At 66.7% G+C, this 3323-nt stretch carries 4 protein-coding genes; all 4 read left to right on the top strand.

Going from position 1 to position 3323, the window contains the following annotated elements:
• Positions 1-159 (top strand): ricin-type beta-trefoil lectin domain protein (locus VGR06_RS39150; RefSeq protein WP_327564295.1); only part of this gene is annotated, 159 nt, incomplete at its 5' end.
• On the top strand, positions 156-1526 hold the full coding sequence (locus tag VGR06_RS39155; protein WP_414637421.1) for a glycoside hydrolase family 43 protein: 1371 nt from the start codon (positions 156-158) through the stop codon (positions 1524-1526). The genes VGR06_RS39150 and VGR06_RS39155, both read left to right, overlap by 4 nt.
• A 22-nt stretch (positions 1527-1548) precedes the next feature.
• Positions 1549-2823, top strand: coding sequence for a cellulose binding domain-containing protein (locus VGR06_RS39160; RefSeq protein ID WP_327564293.1), 1275 nt, complete (start codon positions 1549-1551; stop codon positions 2821-2823).
• Between the two features lie 123 nt (positions 2824-2946).
• Positions 2947-3323: glycoside hydrolase N-terminal domain-containing protein (locus tag VGR06_RS39165; RefSeq protein WP_327564294.1), on the top strand; the 377-nt coding region annotated here is incomplete at its 3' end.

Raw genomic sequence — 3323 nt, forward strand, 5'->3', positions numbered from 1 at the left:
CAGAACAACCAGCAGTGGACGGTCAACACCGACGGCTCGATCCGCAACGTCGGTTCGGGACTGTGCCTGGACGTCAACCAGGCCGGCACCGCGAACGGATCCACCGTGATCCTGTGGACCTGCAACAACCAATCCAACCAGAGATGGGGCCGGTCATGAGTAAACGATCGCCTACCTTTGTGAGATTCCCGCTTCTGGTCGTGGGTCTGCTGGTGATCGCATTGTTTCCGGCTGCGGCCAAGGCGGACAACCCGATCATCCCAACCATTTACACCGCCGATCCGGCGCCGCTGCTGGTCAACGGTCGGGTGTATCTCTATACCGGACATGACGAGGACGGCTCGACGAACTTCACCATGCGGGAGTGGCGGGTGTGGTCGTCCGTCGACATGGTGAACTGGACTGACCATGGCTCCCCGCTGAACCTGGCCAGTTTCAGCTGGGCGGACGCGAATGCGTGGGCGGGCCAGGTCGTCGCCAGAAACGGCCAGTTCTACTGGTACGTTCCTATGCGGCAGCGGTCGACCGGTGCGATGGCCATCGGGGTGGCGGTGTCGAGCAGTCCCACCGGGCCCTTCCGCGACGCACTCGGCCGTCCGCTGGTGGCAAACGGTGAGTTCGACCCCACCGTCTTCATCGACGACAACGGGCAGGCCTATCTGTACTGGGGCAACCCGCACCTGTGGTTCGTGCGGTTGAACGCCGACATGATCTCCTTCTCCGGCGGCCCGACCCAGATTCCCCTCACCACGGCGGGATTCGGCACTCGCACCGGAGACCCGAACCGGCCGACCCTCTTCGAGGAGGGGCCCTGGGTCTACAAGCGCAACGGCCTGTACTACCTGGTGTTCGCGGCGAGGTGCTGCTCGGAGTTCATCGCCTATTCGACGGCCCCCGGTCCGACCGGACCGTGGACCTTCCGGGGCACGATCATGCCCACGCAGGGCACCAGCTTCACCAACCACCCGGGCGTCATCGACTTCAACGGCGGTTCTTATTTCTTCTACCACAACGGCGCGTTGCCGGGCGGCGGCGGTTTCACCCGTTCGGTCGCCGTGGAGCGGTTCACCTACAACTCCGACGGCACGTTTCCGACCATCAACATGACCACGGCGGGACCGCCTCAGGTGGGCACGCTGAATCCCTATCTGCGCCAGGAGGCCGAAACGATCGCCTCGGAGTCCGGCGTCGAGACGGAGCGTTCCAGCGAAGGTGGCATGAACGTCGGGTGGATCGAGAACGGCGACTGGATCAAGGTCAAGGGTGCCGCGTTCGGGGCCGGCGCGTCCTCCTTCACCGCACGGGTGGCCTCGGCAACCAGTGGCGGCCGGATCGAGGTTCGGCTGGACAACGTCAACGGCCCGCTGGCGGGCACGTGCACCGTCCCGGGTACCGGTGGCTGGCAGACCTGGACGACCGTCTCCTGCCCGGTGAACCGTCCGGCCGGAACACACGACCTGTACCTCAGGTTCGCCGGCGGAACCGGCTTCCTGCTCAACGTGAACTGGTGGCAGTTCAATCCATGATCGACGTTTCTGGAGTGGTGTGATGTTGAGGCATAGGAGTTTCTTCGGATCGGTCGCGGTCGCGGCCCTGCTTGTCCTGTCCACGGCCGGCCCGGCCAGCAGCAGTGGCGCCGGCACAACCCTGGGACCCCTGGATGCCGGTGCCGCCGCGGCGACGCCCGGATGCGGCCGAAGCCCGACACTGACGAGCGGTACGCACACAATTCAGAGCAGCGGCCGGAATCGGACCTTCATCCTCAGGATTCCCGACAACTACGACAACAACCACCCGTACCGGTTGATCTTCGGGTTTCACTGGTTGAACGGTACCGCGGTCGATGTCGCCACGGGCCAGACCGTGCTGCGGGATGTGTGGGCCTATTACGGACTGCTGCGACTGTCGAACAACAGCACCATTTTCGTGGCGCCGCAGGGCCTCAACAACGGCTGGGCCAATACCGGCGGGCAGGACGTCACCTTCGTCGACGACATGCTCAGGCTAATCGAGACGGATCTCTGCGTCGACACGACCCAGCGTTTCGCCACGGGTTGGAGCTTCGGCGGCGCCATGTCCTACGCCCTCGCGTGTGCCCGGCCGACCGTTTTCCGGGCGGTCGCGGTCCTGTCCGGCGCGCAGCTCAGCGGGTGCAGCGGTGGCACCACGCCCGTCCCCTACCTCGGGATACACGGCATCAGGGACTCGGTGCTCAACATCTCCCTGGGACGCTCGCTGCGCGACACGTTCGTCCGGAACAACGGCTGCACCCCCCAGAACCCACCCGAGCCGGCCCAGGGCAGCTTGACCCACATCGTGACGGCCTACTCGGGGTGCCGAGCCGGATTCCCGGTGGTGTGGGCCGCGTTCGATGAAGATCACAACCCCGCTCCGGCGGACGGGGTGCCCGGTATCAACGGCTCCCGGACCTGGGTCCCGGGGGAGACCTGGCGGTTCTTCACCCAGTTCGACACCACCCCACCGCCACCGCCGCCGCCGGGGAACGGAACCTGCCGGGTCACCGACACCGTTGACGCCTGGAACACCGGCCTGACCTCGAACCTCACCATCACCAACACCGGCGCCACCACGATCAACGGCTGGTCGCTGGTCTTCACCCTGCCCGGCGGCCAGACCATCACGTCCGGCTGGAACGCCGGCTACACGCCCACCTCCGGGCAGGTGACGGCCAGAAACGTGTCCTACAACGCCGAGATCTCCCCGGGTGCGTCGGTCAGCATCGGCTTCCAGGCCACCCACACCGGCAACACCGCCGAACCCGGCTCGTTCACCCTCAACGGCGCGACCTGCGCCGTCGCCTGACCGGGGGATCGAGATGCCGGATCTGACACGACGGCAAGTGATCAAGTACGGCGCGGCGAGCGCCGGCGGCATGCTGTTGCCCACGGCTGGAACGCGGTGGCCCGGGCGGAGCCGGTCGCGCCGGTGGAAGTGCAGGCAGCGGGCGATCTTGTGCTGTGGTATGACCAGCCGGCTGGCTCGACCTGGCTGCGTGCCCTGCCGGTCGGCAACGGCCGGCTGGGCGCCATGGTGTTCGGAAACACCGACACGGAGCGCTTGCAGCTCAACGAGGACACGCTCTGGGCCGGCGGCCCGCACGACTACAGCAACACCCGGGGTGCGGGTTCCCTGGCCGAGATCCGGCGGCTGGTGTTCGCCAACCAGTGGATGCAGGCGCAGGATCTGGTCAACCAGACGATGCTCGGCAACCCGGCCGGCGAGCTGGCCTACCAGCCCGCCGGCGATCTCCGGCTGACCCTGCCCGGCGCCGGCGGGGTGTCCGGGTACCAGCGGTGGCTCGA

The organism is Actinophytocola sp., assembly GCF_036002505.1.
Classification (GTDB): Bacteria; Actinomycetota; Actinomycetes; order Mycobacteriales; family Pseudonocardiaceae; genus DASYTH01.

Bases quoted from the DNA above. Each gene is read 5' to 3' on its own strand.
- VGR06_RS39155 (WP_414637421.1), top strand. From the start codon at position 156: ATGAGTAAACGATCGCCTACCTTTGTGAGATTCCCGCTTCTGGTCGTG.
- VGR06_RS39160 (WP_327564293.1), top strand. From the start codon at position 1,549: ATGTTGAGGCATAGGAGTTTCTTCGGATCGGTCGCGGTCGCGGCCCTG.